The sequence below is a fragment of the Vibrio sp. St2 genome (genome assembly GCF_947311885.1).
GTDB lineage: Bacteria > Pseudomonadota > Gammaproteobacteria > Enterobacterales > Vibrionaceae > Vibrio > Vibrio coralliilyticus.
In genome coordinates, this window is record NZ_CAMZNA010000006.1 from 46,965 (window position 1) to 63,549 (window position 16,585).

Consider the following 16,585-nt stretch of genomic DNA (forward strand, 5'->3'; position numbering starts at 1 on the left):
TGAAACGGTCATTTCAAGGGCATTTTTCTTCGAAAAAAGAGATTAGTTTTTACGACGTCGCACTTTCAATGTGTGTGGCATCGCTTTGATTTTCCGCATGATTCCAGCGAGGTGAACACGATCTTTTGTTGTCAGAAGTACGGTCACTGTGTACAGGCGGCCATCTTTTTCTTCTGTAGAAAGACCATGAATATTTGACCCCGTTTGGGAGATCACATTGGTCAACTCAGCCAGAGCACCCTGACGGTTTTGTACATCGACATTCAGTTCAGTAATGAACTCTTGATCGTAGTCTTCAGACCATTCCACTGCCATGTACTTATCCGGTTCTTTCTGATAACCGCGCACGTTTGGACAGGTTTCACGGTGTACCACTAGGCCGCGGCCCGGTGAAACGTGAGCAATGATGTGATCGTCTGGAATCGGGTGACAACAGTTGGCGAAGGTCAGAAGTAGCCCTTCCGCTCCACGGATTGGCAGTTTCTTCTTCGGCTTATTGCTATCGCTGCTTGCTACTTCGGTTAGTTCATCGACATCACCCAGTAAGCGACGAGCAATAACAATACTCATCAGCTCACCCAAGCCGATATCCGCCAGCAGGTCTTCCACGCTGTCGACTTTCAGCTCAGAAAGGACATGATTGATGTTCTCTTCGTCGATATCAGACAGAGACAGATCACCAAGTGCATGGTTAAGCAGGCGACGACCTAGCGTCACTGACTCTTCACGGCGCATGGTTTTCAGAACCTGACGGATCTTAGTACGCGCACGAGAAGTCACTACATAGTTCAGCCAAGCTGCATTTGGACGTGCGCCAGGCGCACTGATGATTTCGATCGTCTGTCCGTTCTTAAGCGCTTTGCTGAGTGGATACGGGTTACGGTCAACACGTGCACCAACACAGGTATTACCTACATCAGTGTGTACCGCATAAGCAAAATCAACCGCAGTCGCGCCAACAGGCAGTTCGACGATGCGTCCTTTCGGTGTGAAGACGTAAATCTCATCTGGGAATAGGTCAGACTTAACATTTTCGATAAATTCGAAAGAGTTACCCGCACTTTGCTGTAGCTCAAGCAGGCTTTGCATCCAGCGCTGTGCTTTGACTTGCGCTGTGGTACCGGTGCGATCACCACTGCCTTTATAAGACCAGTGTGCAGCGACACCTTTGTCTGCCATTTGATCCATATCTTCGGTACGGATCTGCACTTCAACCGGCACACCATGTGGGCCAACCATTGAAGTGTGGATAGACTGGTAGCCGTTCGCTTTTGGTACCGCAATGTAATCTTTCATACGGCCCGGGCGCGGCTTGTACAGGCTGTGGACCTGACCCAATACGCGATAACAGGTATCGGCATCTTCAACCACAACACGGAAAGCGTAGATATCCATGATGGTGTGGAATCGCTGTTCTTTAGTCTTCATCTTGTTGTAGATGGAGAACAGGTTCTTCTCACGACCAAATACACGAGCTTTCAGGCCAACGTCTTCAAGACGGCCTTCAATTTCATCATGAATACGCTGAATCATCTCTTTACGGTTACCACGCGCCGATCTCACCACTTCTTTAAGAACGCGATAGCGGTTCGGGTACAAAGCTTCAAAACCTAATTCTTCAAGTTCGGTTTTGATGTTGTGGATACCAAGACGGTGAGCGAGTGGAGAATAGATTTCCAGCGTTTCACGGGCGATGCGACGCTTTTTGTCAGCACGTAGAGCACCCAAAGTGCGCATGTTGTGCGTACGGTCAGCCAGTTTGATCAGAATAACGCGAATGTCTTGCACCATGGCAAGGACCATTTTGCGGAAGTTCTCAGCCTGAGCTTCTTTGCGATCTCGAAATTTAAGCTTATCCAGCTTAGACACACCATCGACCAGTTCAGCCACTGTGGTACCAAATTGAGTTTCTAACTCTTCTTTGGTGACTTCAGTATCTTCAATCACATCGTGAAGAAGGGCAGCTTGTAGCGTTTCAATATCAAGGCGCATTTCCGCCAAGATACGAGCTACAGCAACAGGGTGGATGATATAAGGTTCACCGCTTGAGCGGGTCTGCCCTTCATGGGCATCTTTCGCTACCACATAAGATTGACGCAGAGCCTCAACTTGAGGCTCTGATAGGTATTCTTGGGCAACGTCTTTTAGGCTATCGAATAGATACAAACTTTAGGCCCGGAAGATAGTTGATGAGAAGGAAGTCAGATTAACGACTGTGAGCAATGCTGCTTACGGCTGCTAGTTCTGCTGCTTCTTGTTCCTGCTGTTCCTGACGCTCACGAGCATCTAGGATTTCTTTAGTGATCAGGCCTTCTTCGATTTCGCGTAGAGCGATAACCGTTGCCTTATCATTCTCTTCTGGCACTAGTGAATCTTTACCGCCAGTTTGCATTTGACGAGCGCGGCGAGCCGCAATGAGAACTAGGTCGAAACGGTTGCCAACTTTTTCAACAGCGTCTTGAACAGTTACGCGTGCCATGAGGACTCCAAATTAGTTAACTAAAATTTTGTATGACGAGAAATTATACAGTCTCAGTGTTCCCAGTGTCTAGATCAGAGTAGGCAGAGACAGTATTTCTTGATAAACAGCTTGTTAACAAGCCAGTTTATTCTGCTAAAAGCGCGTCAAGCATGCCTTTATATTTAGCAGCTTGCTTATCTTGCTTCAATCTTTCTGCACGGATGATGGCTTTAAAGTCCATCAGTGCGCTATCGAAATCGTCATTGACGATCACATAGTCGTATTCGTTGTAGTGTGAAATTTCTGATTTTGCTTCGGCCATGCGCTTAGCAATTACGGCTTCGCTATCTTGACCGCGAGCATTGAGGCGTCGCTCTAGCTCACCATTCGATGGTGGCAGAATAAAGATGCTTTGTGCCTGAGGCATCTGTTCGCGGATCTGACGAGCGCCTTGCCAGTCGATATCAAGAAAGACATCGATACCTTTATCGAGATTCTCTTCAATCCACGGACGTGAAGTGCCGTAGTAGTTACCAAACACTTCGGCGTACTCAAGGAAAGCACCTTGGTCGATCAGCTCTTCGAAATACTCTTTCTGGACAAAATGGTAGTGGACTCCATCTTGTTCACCCGGGCGCATGCCACGTGTCGTGTGCGATACAGACACTTTCATTGCGTAAGTCGGATTGGTTTCCAGCATAGCTGAAATCAAGCTCGATTTACCCGCGCCGCTTGGTGCAGATACGATATAAAGAGTGCCTTTGCCCATAGGTACAATTCCACGTTTGGTTTGATCTTGCCGACTTGGAAAGCCGACATGTTAAAGATAGCACCGACCTTGAAGGATCACCGAAGTGGTGAAAATTAGGTCAGAAAAATGGAGGCGAAGAGTAGCATGATCCTAAGGACCTTCACAAGCATTTGAGTGGAGAGTCGCTGCTTTTTAAATGCAGATGATCGGCGCTTTTTCCTCCTCCGAAATTATCAATTGAATGACCCTGATTGATTTCAATTTCTCCTTTCCAATCAGTATTTTAAATAAGTTGATGTGCGGTTAAATTCTTTTTTGTCTAATTTTTGAACATAATTAACTGATTTATTTATGATTTAGACAATAGATTGAATTTCTATAGCACACTTTTTTTCGATAATCGTTGCTTATGAATAAATTTTAATGATAATTATTTTCATTTGTGATCTTATGCAACTGAAAGAAAGGAGTGGCAAATTATGACGGCCATCAGCCCTGTGGATATCAACGAAGTGGACAGCATGTATCGAGAACATCATGGCTGGCTTTCGTTGTTTATTCAGCGGAGATTGAGTTGCCCTCAAGTCAGTGCCGATCTGGTCCAAGATACGTATTTGCGCCTTCTTGTCAGCGGTAAATTGCCCGAGCGTAAAGATTCACGTCGTTACCTGACGCACATTGCCAAAGGCTTGGTGATTGACCTCTATCGCCGCCGCCGGATTGAAACCGCCTATTTAGAGCTGCTTGAACAACAGCCTGAAGACGTGGCGTCATCGCCGGAAACCCAAACCATGATGGTTGAAGTGCTGGTGGAGATTGATGCCATGTTGCACAAATTACCATTTAAGGTCCGTCAAGCTTTGATCCTCAGGCAGATGGAAGGCTTGAGTTACAAGGAAATTGCTCAGCGTCTCGAGGTTTCGGTCTCTTCAGTGGAGAAATACGTCGCCAAAGCGTTGCAAGGTTGCATGTTGGCTGCCATGGAAGGTTATTACTGAACATGGAGCGCGTATCTCGCAAATCAATTGAACAGGCGTCATTGTGGATGGCACGGATGTGGTCGGATGATGTGACCGAGCAGGATAAGCGTGCATTTCATCTCTGGCGCACTCGTCATCCAGATAATGATTATGCTTGGCGACAGATGGAGTCGCTGCAGCAAAAATTTACCTCCCTGCCGGATCCGCAGTCGGGTAGTAAGGTGCTAGGAACCTATCGTCAACGTGTATCACGCAGGCAAGTATTGATTTGGGGCGGCGTTTCTCTAGCCACCATGAGTTTAGTGCTTTCCAGTGATGCAGCCATGCCACAAGGTGAAACGGAATATGCCTCCGCCACTGGAGAAGTGAAGTCGATAAAGCTGTCGGATGGCACCGTGGTTGTGCTCAATACGGCCAGTCGCATGCGTGTCGATTTCAATCAACATCAGAGGATTATCCGCCTGATGGAAGGTGAAATTATGGTCACCACAGGTCATCACCTGACGCCTTTCCATGTCATCACTCCGCAGGGTAGCGTGACGCCGATCGGGACTAAGTTCAGTGTTCGCCTAGAACCTGAACAGACGCGAGTCAGTGTGTTCGAAGGCGAAGTCATCGCGAAATCTCAGCAACAGGCACAAGGTCAGCACCTGCTCGCTGGGGAGAAAAGCGAGTTTAGCGCTTACCATCAAGGCCGAAAACAGAGCTTGCTCGCCACGGATGCGTTGTGGTTAGAAGAAAAAATCCTCGCCCACGATACGCCGTTACCGGAGTTTATTGCTGAGCTGTCCCGTTATCGCCGCGGCGTGATCAAAGTATCCCCTGAGCTGTCAGCGTTGCGTATCTCCGGTGTGTACTCGATTCGCGATACCGACCAAACACTGGAAAATCTGCGCCAGATCTTGCCCATTGAAGTGCACTTCCGTACTCGCTTTTGGGTCAGTATTACTAGCAAAAGAGCGTGAATTACTGACAACTTGGATAATTTTTCTCTCATCGATTGAGGCTTTGACTCATTCGCTCGGTGTAGTCACTAGTTAACCCAGCGAATAAGGACATAAACGTGCAGTCTCCTTTCACCTCTAACCTTTTGTCGACGGCCATCCGTACCCAGCTTGGTTTGGCTGGTCTGGTACTGCCCATTGTGGCGCTATCTGCTCAGGCGCAGAATTTCAATATTCCCGCCGGCGATTTAGATGGCGTACTCAATCAGTTTGCGCTTCAGGCGGGTATTGAATATTCGATTGATGCCAGCCTGAGTCAGGGCCAGTACAGCTTAGGTTTACAGGGAGATTATCAACCGGACGATGCGTTTAATGTTTTACTTGCGGATGCCGGGCTCAGTGCGCAAAAGCAGCTTGATGGTTCGTATCTGGTTGACGGTGGCGATGAATGGTCGCTGGATGCGATTCAGGTCGGGACTAGCCTTGACGGTGGCATTAGCCGCGATGAGGCTGGTGAAGCCAATGTCTACGACAAAGACGCCGCAACGGAATACCGTGGCAAGGAAGAACTTGAGCGTTTCAAAGGGGCGGATGCCTCGGACATCTTCAAAGGGATGGCCAATGTTCACAGTGGCGATGCGCGCAATGGCGGTGGTATTGACCCGAACATTCGCGGCATTCAGGGACCGGGACGAGTCCCTGTGATTATTGACGGTACTGAGCAGGCGATTACGGTGAACAACGGTTATCGCGGGGCGTCCAACCGGAGTTTTCTCGACCCGAACTTGATTGGTGGCATGACAGTTCATAAAGGTGCGCAAATCAACCCAGACGTGAATACCTCAGTGGGCGGAGCGGTGGAAATCACGACCTTGTCTCCACGGGATATTGTGCAATCCGGCGAAACTTTTGGTATGGAATTCATTGCCGAAAGCAGCAGTAACTCAACTGCACCAGAAGAGCCGAGGTTGTATACAGGACAAGACGTTAGCACCATTCCGGAATATGCTAACCTCGATAATCCTGCAAGTGATCTGTTGTACAACGACCCTGCTTTGGTTATTAATCCTGATCAGCGTCAGGATGATAATCCGTTAAATGGTGAAGATACGGCTTACCGACTGGCTGTTTCGGGTATTGGGCCAAAAGTGGAGTGGTTGGCGGCTTACGCGTATCGCAATCGGGGCAACTACTTTTCAGGCAAGAATGACGCTGGATTTTACCGACAGCCTTTGGCGGAAGGAGAAGAATTAGGAGGGCGCCAGACAGTGATTCGCCCGGAGCACTTAGCCTTGGTCTATCACCCCGGTGAAGAGGTACCGAATACTTCTTCTAAAATGGAATCATTTCTAGGCAAATTCGCCTTTAACCTAAACTACGATACTAAGGTCGAGGTGGGGGCTCGCTACACCAAGAGTACCCACGGTGAAATCCTTGCAAGCCGTGCTGAAGCAAGGTACTTATCAGGTGTGGCTCAATGGCCGTTAAATGAGACCAGACTGCAAGCCTACAATCTTAAACTAAGTTCCAAGCCAGATAATCCCTATATCGATTTTAAATCCAACCTGTGGATGACTTTGTCCGATGTTAGTTCAAATTCGGGATCCGGCTCCCCCAACAGCCTGACAGATGGCTCGACAATTATTAAAAACACAGCACGCATAAACTCTGAAGAAGATCGCTATGGCTTGAGTGTCAGCAACAAAATGCTGCTTGGTAACGATGTTGATTTCACTCTCTCTGGTAACTACCAATTCCATGAGCTGGCGCCTAAAGGCGACTTGAACGCTGTGATTGAGGAGTTTGAGCAAGCGCGAGCGGGGGAGCGAACGGAATACAATGGCAGTGCCAATATTGAATGGCGGGCGACGGAGTCATTGATCTTCAACGCTGGTATTCGTTATGGCTACTACAAAACCGTCGATAACTATGTCAAAAATCGCTTGGCAGCGGGCGACACTCAAGCGTTATCTCAGTATGGCAGTGAAGGCTATAAGCTTTCTTATCAGATGAATGTGCCGATTACTGATGCGAATCGTGCGGAGTATTTGTCTGGTATTGAAAGTGGCATCCGAAATGCGGATACCAGTTTAAACGAAGAAATTGCAAATTTGAGGCAGGCGTTAAACGATGTCCCTCCTTTTCTTATTCCCATTGTGCAGACACAGTTAGATGCCAAAATTGTTGAGCAGGATGCGCTAGTAGCTCAGGGAGTCGCTGACGCTGCCACACACACATCCTATGTGGAAGATATTGAGTCAGAATGGCGCCATGATGGCCAGAATAACTACAGTGCATCAGATAATGGCTGTATTACCGCTGCCAACGACCCTAACTATGTTGCGGGCAGTTGCTCCGCACAATCCATCAGTGCCTCTTCAACCAGTACCTACACCAATACCGAATCAAGTGACAGCGGTTGGATGCCATCGGCCTCTTTGACCTGGTTAATGACCGAAGACAGCCGCAGTTATATTCGCTACGCCGAATCATTGCGCTTTCCTAGTATGTTTGAAAGTACGGTTGGTTTTTCGGCAGTGCCGTCGGTGTCATCCCCTTTGGCGCCTGAACGTTCCAAACTCTGGGAGCTGGGCTATGTCTATTACTTCGATCACGCCGATATCAAACTGACCTACTTTGATCAGGTGATTGAAGATGTGATGGACAGGAATACGTCACTAAATACAACCAGCTTTACTAACTTAGAGAAATTGACTTCGAGTGGCTTAGAATTGCAGCTGGATTATGACGATGGCGATTACTTTGGTGATTTATCCGTTGCCTACAATCTTGAATATGAAGTGTGTGATGAAAGTGCAGCCACGCAGCGTTTTATGGCGGACATTGCCAGCACGGGTTCTGCGGAATATAAACAATGCCGACGTGGTGGCTTTAGCAATACCAGCTATCTCGCCAATAAAGTCCCCCCTGAAATCAGTGGTAGTGTTCATTTTGGGGCACGATTCTTTAACAATAAGCTGATTGCCGGAACTCGCACCTATTATGCGTCAGACAGCCATTCAGAAGACTATGTTAAACGCGATCATGTGACCACGGTGGATGCGTATATTGGTTATGCCTATAACGAGCACCTTCAGTTTGAAGTGCGGGGCAGTAACCTAACCGACATGTACTACCTCGAACCTGGAGCCGTGACTGGGATTCCAGCACCGGGTCGAACCATCAGCGTCAAACTGACCAGTCGATTCTAACTTCAATCAAAAAGCCGCAGCTAAGACTGCGGTTTTTTTCATGCTTATTTACGGGTTCCTCTGTTTCATCCGGTGTATTGAATGAAGCTGCTAAAGACAGCGGATAAAAACGTCTGGGCAGCAGATGACAACATATAGCCTATTAAGGATTGAATAATGAAAATCGTACAACTTTCATGGATTTCAGCGGCCATACTTGGCCTAAGCTCACTGGCACATGCTGGTTTTGATGGTGCCATCAGTGACGGTTCGCAGCGTCAGGTGGGTGAATCTGAAGTCTGGGTTCCGTTTATCCACTCTAAAGGTAAAGCAGGTATCGGTAGCACAGGTGGTAAAAAAGTCGACTTTGACGGCCTAACCGTTTTTGCCAGCCAGAATGGGGATGTGTACACCTCTGGCAGTGACCACAACAACTCTAAATACGTTTTCTCTCAGGTTGCAGGCCAAGATATCTGGTTTGGTGAATGGTCTTCAGGCACTGAAAACGGTCAGGCTGTGGATCGTGCAGTTTACTACGTGGGCGATGACACAGGCACAACCGTACCTACATCTGGCTCAGCCACCTACACAGTCGCTGGTATCAATAACGGTGCAACGCTAAGCGGTCAGTTTACGGCGGATTTTGGTGCTCAAACACTTAATGGCGCTCTTTCAAACAGCAATCTGTCGATCAATCTGTACAACAACGCTATTGATGCTTCTACGGCGGAATTTTCTGGAACCGCAGTGGCGAATGGCATGTCTATCGGTCACTCTCAGGGCCACTTCTTTGGCGCCGATGCCGCTTTCCTAGCTGGCTTTGCTAAGTTTGCGGGCGACAGCACGCTAGATACTGCCTTCGGTGGTAGCAAAAACTAATTTTCGTTTTTGTCTTTCTCTTTTGGGGAGCAAGTGACTTGCTCCCATTTTTTCTCCGATTGAAATACATCAATGAAAATCGACCGTAACTTTATTCTTGGCTCACTGTTAATGGTGAGCGTTAGCTATGCCTCTTTCTCTTACGCGGATCAGGATACCGATTTACGTATCCAGCAACGTGACGCGTTATCCTCCCGTCAGAACGAAAATGCTCTTATTGAAGAAGAGCTGGAAAAAGAACGCCTAGCCGAGCAATCGGCGTCAGGCTCAGAATCGATCGTAGCGAATACCGCAGATGAGCTTGGACCGGCATTGCATGTCGCGGTTCGGCAGCGTCAATGGGCACTGGCAGAGAGCCTGCTGCAAAGGTATGTGGCGTTGGCGGATTTCGATCCTATGCTGGTGCACTACGCATCGGGGGCATTGGCACGCAATGCGCGTGATTATAATCAGGCAGAAACGCACTACTCGGCATTGCTTGAGATGCAGGAAAACTTTTTGCCCGCAGAGCTAGAGTTAGCTCGCGTCTGGTTTGAAGACAGAGAAAACAGCGCTTCTTTGTCGTTGTTTAATGACATCCTCAACCGCTTACCTGCTGATAACCCGAGAGCGGCGGGAGTCCGGAATACGGTAGAAAGCTTCGTTAGCGCACTGGAGTATCGTGATGATTGGCAAGGCGCGTTTTCCTTTGGGCCGACCTACAATGACAACCTGAATTTGTCCTCGAAACACTATGAATGTCTGGTCTATTTCACCAATGGTCAGTGCTTTTTAGAGCGCAGTGCGCCCAAGGTTAAATCTGCCTATGGTATTGACTACGACGCCAGTTTAAATCGACGCTTCTCGCTGAGTGGTCATCATGGCTTGCAGCTACGCAGCTTTGCCTATGGCACCAATTACCAGAACCACAAAGAATATAACGAGCAGACATTAAATGTGGCCTTTGGCTACAGCTATCAGACTGCCAAACATCAGCTCAGTATTGCGCCGCAGTTTGAATATCGTGCCTTAGCGAATCAGGCGTTGTTTGCTTCGGGCGGCTTCAAGGCGGATTGGTTTACCAATCTTAGCCAGACTTCTGCTATGAAACTCGAAGTGGAAGGGGAATATCTCGATTATCGTAATCAAACCTTTCGCTATCAATCCGACTGGCAATGGTCTGTCTTTGGCACTTATTGGCATCAATTACCCGACAAATGGTTAGTGTTTGGTGGTGTAGACTGGACACTGAAACAAAACCGACAGGCGGTGCATGAGTACGATTTGTGGGGAGGTCGATTGGGCGTGAATAAAACCTTCACATCGCTGAACACGGACGTGACCTTATTCGCTTCGCTGCGGCAACGTATTTATGGGGGCTTTAATGCGGTGCTCGGTGAGCGGCGTGACGATACTGAGCAAAATTATACCTTAGTGGTGACGCTGCCAGAGCTGTTTGCCGGGTTTAAACCGCTCATCGAAGTCAAAGCCAATCAGACCAAGAGTAATGTTGATTGGGCATACAGCTACAAGCAGCATCAATACAGCATAAAACTAGAAAAAAGATTCTGAAAATAATCAATGGCTTATTGGTTATTTGAAGAGTAAATGAAAAAACTTTTACGGATTTTTCATTGTTGTTCGGTGTTACTGATAGAGGTGCACGTGTTTGGCTAGGCATAGTGCGCACAGATAAACCGAATGTGAGTAAAACAATGGAATGCTTATCCAGATCACTACTGATTATTTGCTTTTTTTTAGCGGCCCCATTCAGCTGGGCTGAAACAACGTCAGAAATCGGGTCACAACCCGTTATGCAGGAAAGGGCGACCATCGCAGAGAAGGCTGAAATCTCTGCGCTTCCTGCACCGGTGAGCGACAATATGTCGCCACCGGATTTGGTCGCCGCTACTCCTCAACACGATATGTCTCCCTATGGCATGTATCAATCGGCTGACTGGGTGGTTAAAGCGGTGATGATTTTACTGCTGGTGGCCTCAGGCGTGACTTGGGCGATTGGTATCGCAAAGCAAATCCAGTTAAACCTAGCGCGTCGCCGTGCGCGTCATATTCTTAATGAATTGCTTGATTCTGAAACCTTGGTCGAAGGCAAGCTGCGCTGCGACAGTGCAGAAGGCGCTGGGCTGGCGTTGATTGAAGCTACAGAAAAAGAGCTTGCGTTATCTGCTCGAGCAGACAATGAAGATGGCATTAAAGAGCGCTTACAGCTCAGACTCGAACGTGTTCAGGCTGGTTTAAGCAGTGCGATGGTAGGAGGCACCGGAGTGCTGGCGACGGTTGGTTCTGTTGGCCCTTTTGTCGGTCTATTTGGCACTGTTTGGGGGATCATGAATGCCTTTATCGGCATCGCTAAATCTCAAAACACCACATTAGCCGTCGTGGCGCCGGGGATTGCAGAAGCCTTGCTGGCAACGGCGATTGGTTTAGTGGCTGCAATTCCTGCTGTGGTGCTTTATAACCACTTTACTCGTGGCGTTAGTCAGTATCGCGCGCTCATGGCGGATATCTCGGCAGCGCTGATGGTACTGGTGAGCCGAGATCTCGATAGAGAGCCCGTTTCTATCGACGGAAAAAAGTTAGCAGCCTGAGCGGAGCATAGAGATGGGATTTAAAGTTGCTTCGCAGCAGGATGAGTTGGCGGTCAATCATGAGATCAACATAACGCCGTTTGTTGATGTCATGCTGGTGTTGCTGATCATAGTAATGGTTGCGGCACCACTGGCGACGGTCAATATACCGGTCGATTTACCAACGTCTTCGGCGGCACCGACACCTCAACCTAAGGCTCCGTTTTATTTGACCGTCAGCACCGATCTGGCACTGACATTGGGCGAGGAGAATACAGTGACTCTCGAACAACTGCCTCAAGCGTTAGCCCAAGCTTTGCCCGATAAAGAGCAGCTTATCTATTTGCGTGCTGACAAAGCACTGGATTACCAAAGCCTGATGAAAGTAATGAACGCTTTAGTTGCGGAAGGTTATGCGCAGATCGCTCTGGTCGGATTGGAACAACCAGAGATAACAGGGGCATGATGGTCAGTCAGTTCGGCAGAGCCACATCGCATGATAGCTTTGGCCCTTGGTTGTTACCTGGAATAGCCGTTAGTGTCGGTTTTCATCTGGCTGTTGCGGTATATTATTTGTACCAACCTAAAGCTAAATTTATTCAGCCGCCAGCAGCGATTCCCGTCAGTGTTGCTTTGGTTGCACCCGTCGCGGCGCCACATGTTGAAAAGCCCGCGTTAAACTCTGGTCCTGAGCAAAATGAGTCGATGGATTCTATGGCATTAATGGCTCGCCCAGAGCCGATTGATCCACAACAGAAGATCCAACAAGAGGTCGAGAGTTCACCAGAACCGACTCCGATTGTGGCCAAAGAAACTGAGCGCCCTTCAGGGATTGCGAGCATTGTGCCCAAGCCGGCAAAACCAATCGAACCAAAGGCCAAAAAGAGAGCAGAGAGCAAACCTGTAGCTCAGGTTCAAAAACAGGTGGAAACGCCGAAAGCCGAGACGCCTTCCGTCAGTCAGCAAGCTTCGGTTGCTCAGATTAAAAAGAGTGCTCCCAAGCTTGAAGTCGAAAAAGAGCGTAAGCAGGTTCAAGGCGTATCGGGGGCATTCAGCCAGCACCTCAAACAAGTCAAGGTGAGTTGGAAGCAGCAACTGGTGCTACATCTTGAGCAGCATAAGCAGTATCCGCGCCGCGCTAAGCGAATGCGTAAACAAGGTGTGCCCTTGATAACCTTTACTATGGATAGAGCTGGGCAGGTGCTGGGCGTCAAACTGGTGCGCAGTAGCGGAACAGAATCGCTCGATAAAGAGGCGGTGGATCTTGTCTACCGCGCTATGCCATTGCCATTACCACCAGATGAAGTCAGCGGTGCGACCTTAACTTGGACGGTTCCAGTTCGGTTTTACGTTCAGTAGTGAATGAATCTAGCATTTGATTGACCAATATACACCCGAAGCAAACGTTTGCTAAATTTACACAAAAGCATTGAGATTTCACTCAAGATCCTTACAATCCGCGCAAACGATTAAATGCTGTATATGTCTGATGAAATGGATTGGACGTTTCTACCGCTGAGCCTATCTCGGTGACTACAGTTGCTTTGCCACTTTTCTCTTCATACAGCATTGAATCCGTTTACTGTTTACCCCACTTGTAAAGGTTTCATTGTGAGTCTCGAATCAACCCTGAAAAGCCAGAATCAATCCGGTGTACTGGAATCGGTATTTAAAATCACTCAACGTAACACAACCCTAGGTACTGAGTTGTACGCAGGCTTTATTACGTTTTTGGCGATGAGCTATATTTTGGCTGTTAACCCCGCCATTTTGGGCAGTATTCCCGGCATGGATAAAGGCGCGGTGTTTACGGCGACGGCGATCGCAGCGGCAGTGGCCACCTTGATTATGGGCATTTGGGGCAATTACCCAGTGATGCTGGCGCCAGGCATGAGTATGAATGGCTTCTTCAAGGGGATGTTGCTGAGTAGCTCGGTTGTCTTGGTGTGGCATGAAGCGCTGTTTGGTATCTTTCTCTCTGGTGTGTTGTATCTGATTCTTTCGATGACCAATATCCGCAAAGCGATGATTGAGTCGATACCAGAAGATCTCAAGCTGGCGATCACCGTTTCACTTGGACTGTTCATTGCCTTTCTTGGCCTGAAAAACGCCGGCATTATTGTTTCTAACCCGATCATTCTGGTCAGCATGGGCAAGGTGACAGACCCACAGGTCATCATTGCTTACATCAGTATCTTTGTCGCTTTGGGTTGCATGGTGCGTGATATCAAGCTCGCGACCTTCATTTCTTTTATCACTGCTATTGTGCTAACCGTCTTTGCTGACATGTTGATGGGGACCAACAATGCGCCGATTCCAGAGCAATTTGTCTCTGCTCCGCCAAGCTTAGCGGGCAGCTTTGGTGCGGTGTTTGATTTTTCAGGATTAACGGCGGACAAAATGTTTGATCTGCTGTTTATTGTGATTATTTTCCTGATTGTCGATTTCTTTGACGGCTTGAGCACGATTGTTGGCGTTGGCCGTGATGCAGGGATCATCGATAAGGATGGCAAGGTACCCAATGCACGTTCTGCATTGGTTGCAGATGCTGGTGGCACAGTGATTGGTTCAGTTCTGGGAACCACCTCTATCACTGCATTCTCAGAGTCCGGCATCGCCTCTTCTCAGGGCGCTAAAACCGGATTAGCTGCCGTGATGGTTGCAGGCCTGTTCCTAGTGTCTCTGTTCCTATATCCACTGTTTTCTATTTTTTCAGCCGCTATGGTGGCACCAGCGATGGTCGTCGTGGGCATCTATATGATCGGGCGCTTAGGACAAATTAGCTGGGAACAGAAAGAATCCCGTATTGCAGCATTTTTTACCATCATGTTCACTGTTCTAAGTTTTTCACCAGCCAACGGCATGGCAATGGGCTTTATCAGCTACGCATTTACCATGGTCGTGGCAGGCAAAGGTAAACAGGTACATCCGGTGATTTATGCTCTATCGGCTATCTTCCTGACGTACTTGATACTGTTGTAATAAGATTCTGAAACTAAAAAGCCCCGCTCTCAGAGCGGGGCTTTGTCATTCTGAGTATTAACTTACTCAATATTCTGGATCTGCTCGCGCATTTGCTCAATCAGAACTTTGAGTTCAACGCCAGATGCGGTGATGTCAGTGCTGATAGACTTAGATGCGAGCGTGTTCGATTCACGGTTGAACTCTTGCATCATAAAGTCGAGACGACGACCACAAGCGCCACCTTTTTTCAGGATATTGGTCGCTTCTTTAACGTGAGAGTCCAAGCGGTCCAGCTCTTCTGCTACGTCTGACTTTTGCGCTAATAAGATCAGCTCTTGTTCAACTCGTGAAGGGTCAAGTTCCACTTTGGCTTCTTCAAATTTGGCAAATAGGCGCTCACGTTGCCAATCGAGAATTTCAGGCATGCGAGCACGAACTTTGACCACTTCGTCAGTAATCGCTGATAAACGCTGTTCAATCAGCGCTTTCATGTTTTCGCCTTCACGGCCACGGGCTTCGATAAATTCGCTTACCGCTTGGTCAAAAGCCGCCAACAAATCTTTGTTGACCGCATCCATGTCCTGCTCAGAAGTTTCCATCACGCCCGGCCAGTTCATGATCTGGAATGGGTTAAGGCGGCTTTCGTCGCCAGTCATCTTCATCACTTGGCTAGCGGCGTTGATCACTTGCTGTGCCAAACCTTCGTTAATGCTCAGCTCGCCTTTTGCTGCTGGGTTAGCTTCAAAGCGCAATGCACATTCCACTTTACCGCGTGCTAGGCGCTTGCGAAAACGCTCGCGAAGAACGGGCTCTAAACCTCGGAACTGTTCCGGAAGGCGGAAGTAGGTTTCCAAGTAACGCTGGTTCACACTGCGGATTTCCCAAACAGCGGTACCCCAATCGCCTTTCACTTCTTTACGTGCATAGGCGGTCATACTGTAGATCATCGAATTTTCCTATTTCATCATCTTTGAAAATAACGCGTTGCAATAGTAGCAGAATGCACGAGATTTGGAACGTAACGCAGATGGGATGCTTTCCCGATATCCCGCTTTCTGCTAGAATCCTGCTCCAACCAAATTCGTCTCCCCCTCTCGTTAGGTAGATAACTAAGGTAGATGCCCATGCGTCCAAATGACCGTCAGGCGGATCAAATTCGCCCAATCAAAATCACTCGTAATTACACGGCTTACGCTGAAGGCTCAGTTTTAGTGGAATTCGGCAATACAAAAGTATTGTGTAATGCGACCGTTGAAGAGAACGTGCCACGTTGGCTAAAAGGTCAGGGCAAGGGTTGGGTGACGGCTGAATACGGCATGTTGCCACGTTCAACGCATTCACGTATGCGTCGTGAAGCGGCAAGTGGTAAACAGGGCGGTCGTACCATGGAAATCCAACGTCTGATTGCACGTAGCCTTCGTGCCGTGGTCGACCTAGAAGCGATGGGTGAGATTATGGTGACTGTCGATTGTGACGTAATTCAGGCTGATGGCGGTACACGTACTGCATCGATTTCAGGCGCAAGCGTGGCAATGGCAGATGCGTTCCAACACCTAATTGAGAACGGTAAGCTGAAGAAAAACCCGATGAAAGGCCATGTCGCAGCCGTTTCAGTTGGTATCCTAGGTGAAGACGTCCTGTGTGACCTAGAGTATGTCGAAGATTCTGCCGCTGACACGGATATGAATGTTGTCATGACGGAAGATGGCCGCATGATTGAAGTTCAGGGTACCGCAGAGGGCGAACCATTTACCCATGCTGAGCTGATGAAGTTATTGGAGTCGGCGACCAAAGGGATCACCGAGATTGTAGCGGCGCAGAAGGCGGCGTTAGAAAATTAATTTTTGT

Annotated in this window: 14 protein-coding genes and 1 riboswitch; of the genes, 10 read left to right on the plus strand and 4 right to left on the minus strand. The window is 48.3% G+C overall.

What is annotated here, in order from left to right:
* Positions 1-42: 42 nt before the first annotated feature.
* From spoT to gmk, 3 genes are all read right to left on the minus strand, one after another.
* Positions 43-2,166, minus strand: coding sequence for a bifunctional GTP diphosphokinase/guanosine-3',5'-bis pyrophosphate 3'-pyrophosphohydrolase (spoT, locus tag QMA41_RS17085; protein ID WP_006957185.1), 2,124 nt, complete (start codon positions 2,164-2,166; stop codon positions 43-45).
* Between the two features lie 40 nt (positions 2,167-2,206).
* Positions 2,207-2,479 (minus strand): DNA-directed RNA polymerase subunit omega, encoded by a 273-nt coding sequence (gene rpoZ / locus QMA41_RS17090; protein WP_006957184.1) that lies wholly within the window; start codon positions 2,477-2,479, stop codon positions 2,207-2,209.
* Between the two features lie 127 nt (positions 2,480-2,606).
* Complete coding sequence (gmk, locus tag QMA41_RS17095) at positions 2,607-3,230, minus strand: guanylate kinase (protein ID WP_006957183.1); 624 nt, start codon at positions 3,228-3,230, stop codon at positions 2,607-2,609.
* A gap of 461 nt (positions 3,231-3,691) precedes the next feature.
* Between gmk and QMA41_RS17100 the strand changes: the two genes are divergently transcribed.
* From QMA41_RS17100 to QMA41_RS17140, 9 genes are all read left to right on the plus strand, one after another.
* Positions 3,692-4,210 (plus strand): sigma-70 family RNA polymerase sigma factor, encoded by a 519-nt coding sequence (locus QMA41_RS17100; protein ID WP_006957182.1) that lies wholly within the window; start codon positions 3,692-3,694, stop codon positions 4,208-4,210.
* A 2-nt stretch (positions 4,211-4,212) separates the two neighbouring features.
* Positions 4,213-5,157, plus strand: a complete 945-nt coding sequence (locus QMA41_RS17105) for a FecR domain-containing protein (RefSeq protein ID WP_281630239.1) — start codon at positions 4,213-4,215, stop codon at positions 5,155-5,157.
* 98 nt (positions 5,158-5,255) lie between these two features.
* Positions 5,256-8,348 carry a TonB-dependent receptor gene (locus QMA41_RS17110; RefSeq protein ID WP_281630240.1) on the plus strand — a complete coding sequence of 1,031 codons (3,093 nt, stop codon included), beginning with the start codon at positions 5,256-5,258 and terminating at the stop codon, positions 8,346-8,348.
* A 156-nt stretch (positions 8,349-8,504) separates the two neighbouring features.
* Positions 8,505-9,206, plus strand: coding sequence for a Slam-dependent surface lipoprotein (locus tag QMA41_RS17115; protein ID WP_281630241.1), 702 nt, complete (start codon positions 8,505-8,507; stop codon positions 9,204-9,206).
* Positions 9,207-9,278: 72 nt separating this feature from the next.
* Positions 9,279-10,757, plus strand: coding sequence for a surface lipoprotein assembly modifier (locus QMA41_RS17120; protein ID WP_281630242.1), 1,479 nt, complete (start codon positions 9,279-9,281; stop codon positions 10,755-10,757).
* A 242-nt stretch (positions 10,758-10,999) separates the two neighbouring features.
* On the plus strand, positions 11,000-11,794 hold the full coding sequence (gene exbB / locus QMA41_RS17125) for a tonB-system energizer ExbB (protein ID WP_006957177.1): 795 nt from the start codon (positions 11,000-11,002) through the stop codon (positions 11,792-11,794).
* Between the two features lie 13 nt (positions 11,795-11,807).
* On the plus strand, positions 11,808-12,239 hold the full coding sequence (gene exbD / locus QMA41_RS17130; protein WP_281630243.1) for a TonB system transport protein ExbD: 432 nt from the start codon (positions 11,808-11,810) through the stop codon (positions 12,237-12,239).
* Positions 12,236-13,132 carry an energy transducer TonB gene (locus QMA41_RS17135; protein ID WP_281630244.1) on the plus strand — a complete coding sequence of 299 codons (897 nt, stop codon included), beginning with the start codon at positions 12,236-12,238 and terminating at the stop codon, positions 13,130-13,132. The genes exbD and QMA41_RS17135 overlap by 4 nt, the downstream gene beginning before the upstream one ends.
* A 97-nt stretch (positions 13,133-13,229) precedes the next feature.
* Positions 13,230-13,329, plus strand: a riboswitch (purine riboswitch).
* A 55-nt stretch (positions 13,330-13,384) separates the two neighbouring features.
* Positions 13,385-14,755, plus strand: a complete 1,371-nt coding sequence (locus QMA41_RS17140; protein ID WP_281630245.1) for an NCS2 family permease — start codon at positions 13,385-13,387, stop codon at positions 14,753-14,755.
* A gap of 62 nt (positions 14,756-14,817) precedes the next feature.
* Here the strand turns inward: QMA41_RS17140 and QMA41_RS17145 are convergent, their stop codons facing one another.
* Positions 14,818-15,684 carry a YicC/YloC family endoribonuclease gene (locus tag QMA41_RS17145; RefSeq protein WP_006963409.1) on the minus strand — a complete coding sequence of 289 codons (867 nt, stop codon included), beginning with the start codon at positions 15,682-15,684 and terminating at the stop codon, positions 14,818-14,820.
* A gap of 177 nt (positions 15,685-15,861) precedes the next feature.
* On the opposite strand from QMA41_RS17145, the gene rph reads away from it, so the two are divergent.
* On the plus strand, positions 15,862-16,578 hold the full coding sequence (gene rph / locus QMA41_RS17150; RefSeq protein WP_006963408.1) for a ribonuclease PH: 717 nt from the start codon (positions 15,862-15,864) through the stop codon (positions 16,576-16,578).
* Positions 16,579-16,585: the final 7 nt, after the last annotated feature.